The sequence below is a fragment of the Pseudoxanthomonas sp. LjRoot204_2 genome, from assembly GCF_056175765.1.
In genome coordinates this window covers 1-5,643 of the sequence record NZ_JBGFFG010000324.1, presented here as the reverse complement: position 1 = coordinate 5,643, position 5,643 = coordinate 1, and the positions used below count along the sequence as shown (strand labels likewise).

Here is a 5,643-nt window from a genome sequence, read left to right as displayed (position 1 = left end):
CTCCCACGCCGTGCGACACGCCGAGGTGGAACCGGGCAGGCAGAAGATGAAGGTCTGGTTGGCCAGGCCGGCGAACGCGCGCGACTGCAACGACGACGTGCCGATTTCCTCGACGCTGACGTGCCGGAACAGCTCGCCGAAGCCGGGCATTTCCTTGTCCAGCAGCGGCAGCAGTGCTTCGGGCGTGGAGTCGCGGCCGGTGAAGCCGGTGCCGCCGGTGACCAGGATGCCGYCCACCGCGGGATCGGCGATCCACTGCGAGACCTGCGCGCGCAGGCGGTAGCGGTCGTCCGGCAGCAGTGCGCGTTCGTGCAGGCGGTGGCCTTCCTGCGCAAGGGCGTGGGCGAGGTAGTCGCCGGAGCGGTCCTCGGCGAGCGTGCGGCTGTCGGAGACGGTCAGCACGCAGAGGTGCAGCGGGATCAGGGTGTCGGCATGGCTCATGGCCGCAGGGTAGCGCAATCGCGGGTCAGTCGAGGGACAGGCGGAAGCGCAAGGTGCCTTCGTACGGCATCCAGCCCATCGCGCGATACAGCGCCTGCGCGGCGGCGTTGTCGTGGTCGGTTTCCAGTTCCAGCCGCAACGCGCCGTCGGCGCGGGCGAAATCGACGGCGGACGACAGCAATGCTCGGGCGACGCCGCTCCGGCGTGCGTCCGGCAGCACCAGCAGATCGTTGAGGATCCACACGTGCGCGGCGCTGACGGAGGAGAAGGCGGGGTAGAGCTGGGCAAAGCCGACGGCGTCGTCGTCGATGTGCGCCAGCAGGATCGCCGACTGGCCACGCGTCATGCGTGCCTGGATGAAGTCCCGCGCCAACGCCGGATCGGACTCTCTGCCGTAGAACTTGCGGTACTGGTCGAACAACGACGCGACCGTGTCAAGGTCGGCGAGTGTCGCGCGTCGGACGATCGGCGTCATGCCGCTTCCGTCAGACGCGCCAGTTCATCCGCCAGATGCTCGCGGCTGAGGCGGTCGATCAGTTCGTCCAGGTCGCCCTGGATGATGTTGGGCAGGTCGTACAGGGTGAGGCCGTCGACGCGATGGTCGGTGATGCGGCCCTGCGGGAAGTTGTAGGTGCGGATGCGCTGGCTGCGGTCGCCGCTGCCGACCTGCAGCTTGCGCGTCTCCGCCTGCGCGGCCTGTTGCTTGCTGCGCTCGGCATCCAGCAGCTGCGCTTTCAGCCGCTTCATCGCCTTGTCGCGGTTGGCGTGCTGGCTGCGCTCGGTCTGGCATTCCACCACCACGCCACTGGGCACGTGGGTGATGCGGATCGCCGACTCGGTCTTGTTGACGTGCTGCCCACCGGCGCCGGACGAGCGGAAGGTGTCCACCTTCAGGTCGGCGGGGTTGATGACGATGTCGTCCACCTCGTCCACGTCCGGGATGATCGCTACCGTCGCCGCCGACGTGTGGATGCGGCCCTGCGATTCGGTCTCGGGCACGCGCTGCACGCGGTGGGTGCCGGATTCGAACTTGAGCTTGGAATACGCGCCGCGGCCGACGACGCGCGCCACGATTTCCTTGTAGCCGCCGTGCTCGCCCGGGCTGTCGGATTCGATCTCCACCTTCCAGCCCTGGCGCTCGGCGTAACGCGCGTACATGCGGAACAGATCGCCGGCGAAGATCGCGGCTTCGTCGCCGCCGGTGCCGGCACGTACTTCAAGGAACAGGTTGCCGTCGTCGCGGTTGTCTTTCGGCAACAGCAACAGCATCAGTTCGTCATCCAGCTGCGCAAGGCGCTGGCGGGCTGCTTCGATCTCCTCGTCGGCCAGTTCGGCCAGTTCCGGGTCGTCGCGCATCGCCTGCGCAGCGGCGAGGTCGGCCTGCGCACGCTTCTCTTCCGCCATCGCGGTGGCGACAGGTTCCAGTTGGGAAAACTCGCGCGAGAAACTGCGGAAGCGGTCGCTGTCGCCGATCACGCCGGGGTCGGCGAGCAGGCGTTCGAGTTCTTCCCGGCGTTCGGCCAGCGCTTCGAGCTTACGGCGCAGCGTCGGCGTCATCGTCTTTCTTCACGTGGGAGCAGGGCGGCTGCGCCGGGAACAGGCGATCCGCGGCGCGCGTCAGTTCCGCATCGCCGCTCATCGCCGCCTCGCGCAGGGCGGCGGTCGGCGGATGCAGCAGGCGGTTGGTCAGTGTGTGGGCGAGGAACTCCAGTACCTGCTCGGGTTCCCGCCCGTTGGCGAGTTGCTGCCGCGCCTTCGCCAGCACGTCGTCGCGCGTGGTCTCGCCCAGCGCGCGCAGCCGCTTGAGCGGCTCCTGGCGGGAGCCGGCCAGCAGGCTCTCCATGAAACGGCCGACCTGTACGTCGATGATGGCTTCCGCGGCATCGGCGGCCTCGCGCCGGCTGCGGCGGTTGTCCTCGACCGCGCGCTCGAGGTCGTCGACGGTATAGAGGTAGGCGTCGCGCAATTCGGCCACGGATGCTTCGATATCCCGCGGCACAGCCAGGTCGAACAGCAGCATCGGCTTGTGCTTGCGCTTGGCCAGTGCGGCGGCCACCTGTGCCTGCAGCACGACCGGCTCGCGCGCGGCGGTGGCGGAGAAAACCACGTCGGCCTCGGCCAGGTGGCGTTCCAGTTCGGCCAGGGGCAGGGCGTAGCCGCCGTGGCGCGTGGCCAGTTCCTGCGCGTGCGCCAGCGTGCGGTTGGCGACCAGCAGGCGCCGCACCTTGCCTTCGCTCAGGTGCTTGGCGGCCAGTTCGATGGTTTCGCCGGCGCCGACCAGCAGCACGGTGGATTCGCTGAGACGGGCGAAGGAATTCTGCGCCAGGCGCACGGCGGTGGAGGCCACGGAAACGGGGTTCGCGCCGACGCGGGTATCGGTGCGCGCACGCTTGGCGACGGCGAAGGTCTGCTGGAACAGGCGGTCCAGGCGGTTGCCGAGCGCGCCGTGTTCGCGCGCCGTAGCCCAGGCGTCCTTCACCTGGCCGAGGATCTGCGGTTCGCCCAGCACCATCGAGTCCAGCCCGGTGGCGACCCGGAACAGGTGGCGGACGGCATCGGCGTCGCGGTGACGGTAGAGATAGCCTTCGAGCCCCTCGGCGTGGGTCGCCAGCCAGCTCGCCAGCACGTCACCGTCTTCCGCCACCGCGTACAGCTCGGTGCGGTTGCAGGTCGACAGCAGGGCGGCTTCCGCCACGTCGGGCAGCGCCCGCAGCGACGACAGCGCATGCGGCACCGTGCCGGCGTCGAACGCCACCCGCTCGCGCAGGTCGACCGGCGCAGTCTGGTGGTTCAATCCGAGGACCCACAACGTCATCGTTCAGGCGCTTGCAGTAAGCTGCTGGCTCATATCAGGGCCGCCATTTTACGGCCGACGTGACCTTCATGCCCGAAATGATTCGCAGCTGGTTCGCCCTGCTGGTCCTCGCGGCCGCGATACCGTCCGCCGCCGCAGCCACGACGACATCGCCGGCCGCCCCGCAGGACGACGCGCTGGCCACGGTGATGGCGGGGGAATTCGCCCTGCAGGCCGGCCAATTGCCCGAGGCCGCGCGCTGGTACCTCGATGCCGCCCGGCGCGACGACGACGCCGGCCTGGCCGAGCGCGCCACGCGCATCGCCCTGCGCGCTGGCCGAGCGCATGGTCGGCGAGGTGGTGAAGCGCTTCTCCGGCGAGCCGCTGGTCGCGTTGCTGCAGGCCAGCCAACTGCTGCAGGCGGACCGCAAGGAGGAGGCGCGCGCGGTCCTCGACACGCTGCTGCCGAAGGCGGCCACCGATGCCGCCCTCCGGCTCAAGCTCGCGGAAGAGTACGACCGCCTCGGCGATCCGGCAGCCGCCTCCCGCGCCATGGGGCAGGGGCCGCAGGACACGCTGACCTACGGCCTGCGCGCGCAACTGCTGGCCAAGGCCGACGACAAGACCGCCCTCAACGCGCTTTACGAGGAGCTGAAGCAGGTCAGTGCAGGCCAGCCCACCGCGTACAGTCCGGACCGCAGGCTGTTGCTGGGCCAGATGGCCGAGTTCCTGGAGCGGCGCGAGGAAGCGCTCACCTGGTACCGCAGTGTCCCGGCCGGCGACCAGCGTGCCGAAGCCCGCTTGCGCGCCATCAAGGCCCTGTTCGACCTGGGTCGCAAGGACGACGCCTTCGCCGAGGCGCGTGCACTCCAGGGAGATGCGACGGTCGACGACGGCACGCGTCGCGACGCCTACCTGATGGAAGCCGAGTTGCGGCAGAAGGACGAACAGGACGCCGGCGAACTGGACGTGTTCGCGCGCGGACTGGCCGCGTACCCCGACGATCTGGCCCTGCTCTATTCGCGGGGCCTGGCCTGGGAGCGGCGCGACCGCATCGACCATGCCGAGGCCGACTTCCGCCGCATCCTTGTGATCGAGCCGGACAACGTGGCGGCGCTGAATGCGCTGGGATACACGCTCGCCGATCGCACCACGCGCTACCAGGAGGCGCTGGAGCTGATCGGCCGGGCGCGTACCGCGGCGCCGGATGATGCCGCCATCATCGACAGCTACGGCTGGGTGCTGTACCGGCTGGGCCGCAACGCGGAGGCGCTGGTCGAGCTGAGGCGCGCGTTCACGCTGCAGAAGGACCCCGAAATCGCCGCGCACGTGGCTGAAGTGCTGTGGGTGATGGGGCAGAAGGAGGAAGCGCGCCGTTACTTCGACGAGGCCCGCAAGCTCGACCCCGACAACCGCTCGCTGCTGCGGGCGCTGGAGAAGACAGGCGCATGAAGGTTTCAGGATTCCTGCTGGCGGGGCTGGCGGGGCTGGCGGCCCTGTCGATGGCCGGCTGTGCGACGCGCAGCGCCACGGTGGACTCACCGGTCCTGCGCGACCCGGCGGCCCTGGCGGCCGCACAGGCCGGACAGGCGACGCGTGCTGCGTGGCTGGCTTCGCAAGCGGACTGGTCGTTTGCCGGACGCGTGGCCGTCAACGCCAACGGCAAAGGGGGCAGCGGCCGCATCGACTGGCAGCAGACCGGCACGGACTATCTCGTCGCGCTGAGCGCGCCGGTGACCCGTCAGAGCTGGCGGCTGGACGGCGACCTGGTGACCCGCGCCGCACGGCTGGAGGGACTCGAGGGCGGGCCGCGCGAAGGTGCCGATGCCGACCGGCTGTTGCGCGACGCCACGGGCTGGGACATTCCGGTCGCGTCGATGGTGCACTGGGCCCGCGGTGTCGCCGATCCCGCCGTTTCCATCGATGGCGTGGAGTACGACATCGAGGGTCGCCTGCGCACCCTGACCCAGCAGGGGTGGCGCGTGGATTACCTGGACTGGTTTCCGGCCGAGGGTGCCCGCCCGATCATGCCGCGTCGCATGGAGGCCCGGCGACAGGGCGCCTCGGTGAAGGTCGCCATCGATCAGTGGCAGTTGGCGACGCAGTGAGCGCATTCCCGGCTGCGGAAGGCTGGTCGGTCTGGCCGGCGCCGGCCAAGCTCAACCTGGCCCTGCAGATCACCGGCCGGCGTGTGGACGGTTACCACCTCCTGCAGACGGTCTTCCGGCTGCTGGAGTGGGGCGATCAGGTCCACCTGCGGTGCCGTGGAGATGGCCGGGTTTGCCGGATCGGTGAGTCCGTTCCCGGCGTTCCGGAGGCGGATGACCTCGTTGTCCGCGCGGCCAACCTATTGAAAAATGAAGCCAATGTCGCGCAAGGTGTAGACATCGGAGTGGAAAAGCGCATTC

Annotated in this window: 5 protein-coding genes and 2 pseudogenes; 3 read left to right on the top strand and 4 right to left on the bottom strand. The window is 69.5% G+C overall.

Annotation, left to right across the window (positions count from 1 at the left end; all coding sequences use genetic code 11):
- The 4 genes from moaB to hemA all read right to left on the bottom strand — a co-directional run.
- The coding region (moaB, locus tag AC04L7_RS13975) for a molybdenum cofactor biosynthesis protein B (protein ID WP_475513230.1) at window positions 1-441 on the bottom strand (441 nt) is incomplete at its 3' end.
- Window positions 442-466: 25 nt separating this feature from the next.
- Window positions 467-916: a GNAT family N-acetyltransferase gene (locus tag AC04L7_RS13970; RefSeq protein WP_435997207.1), complete on the bottom strand. Its 450-nt coding sequence runs from the start codon at window positions 914-916 to the stop codon at window positions 467-469.
- Complete coding sequence (gene prfA, locus AC04L7_RS13965; protein ID WP_435997209.1) at window positions 913-1,998, bottom strand: peptide chain release factor 1; 1,086 nt, start codon at window positions 1,996-1,998, stop codon at window positions 913-915. Before prfA ends, AC04L7_RS13970 begins: the two co-directional genes overlap by 4 nt.
- Window positions 1,976-3,256 carry a glutamyl-tRNA reductase gene (gene hemA / locus AC04L7_RS13960; RefSeq protein WP_435997211.1) on the bottom strand — a complete coding sequence of 427 codons (1,281 nt, stop codon included), beginning with the start codon at window positions 3,254-3,256 and terminating at the stop codon, window positions 1,976-1,978. Before hemA ends, prfA begins: the two co-directional genes overlap by 23 nt.
- A gap of 68 nt (window positions 3,257-3,324) precedes the next feature.
- Here hemA and AC04L7_RS13955 point away from each other — a divergent pair.
- The 3 genes and pseudogenes from AC04L7_RS13955 to AC04L7_RS13945 form a co-directional block, all read left to right on the top strand.
- Window positions 3,325-4,687 (top strand): annotated as a pseudogene (locus AC04L7_RS13955) (tetratricopeptide repeat protein).
- Window positions 4,684-5,343 (top strand): lipoprotein insertase outer membrane protein LolB, encoded by a 660-nt coding sequence (gene lolB, locus AC04L7_RS13950; protein WP_435997215.1) that lies wholly within the window; start codon window positions 4,684-4,686, stop codon window positions 5,341-5,343. Before AC04L7_RS13955 ends, lolB begins: the two are co-directional and overlap by 4 nt.
- A pseudogene (locus AC04L7_RS13945) lies at window positions 5,340-5,643 on the top strand (4-(cytidine 5'-diphospho)-2-C-methyl-D-erythritol kinase); the annotation flags it as partial. The gene lolB and the pseudogene AC04L7_RS13945, both read left to right, overlap by 4 nt.

Coding starts and splice junctions, on each gene's coding strand:
- hemA (WP_435997211.1), bottom strand. CDS start 3,256: ATGACGTTGTGGGTCCTCGGATTGAACCACCAGACTGCGCCGGTCGAC.
- prfA (WP_435997209.1), bottom strand. CDS start 1,998: ATGACGCCGACGCTGCGCCGTAAGCTCGAAGCGCTGGCCGAACGCCGG.
- lolB (WP_435997215.1), top strand. CDS start 4,684: ATGAAGGTTTCAGGATTCCTGCTGGCGGGGCTGGCGGGGCTGGCGGCC.
- AC04L7_RS13970 (WP_435997207.1), bottom strand. CDS start 916: ATGACGCCGATCGTCCGACGCGCGACACTCGCCGACCTTGACACGGTC.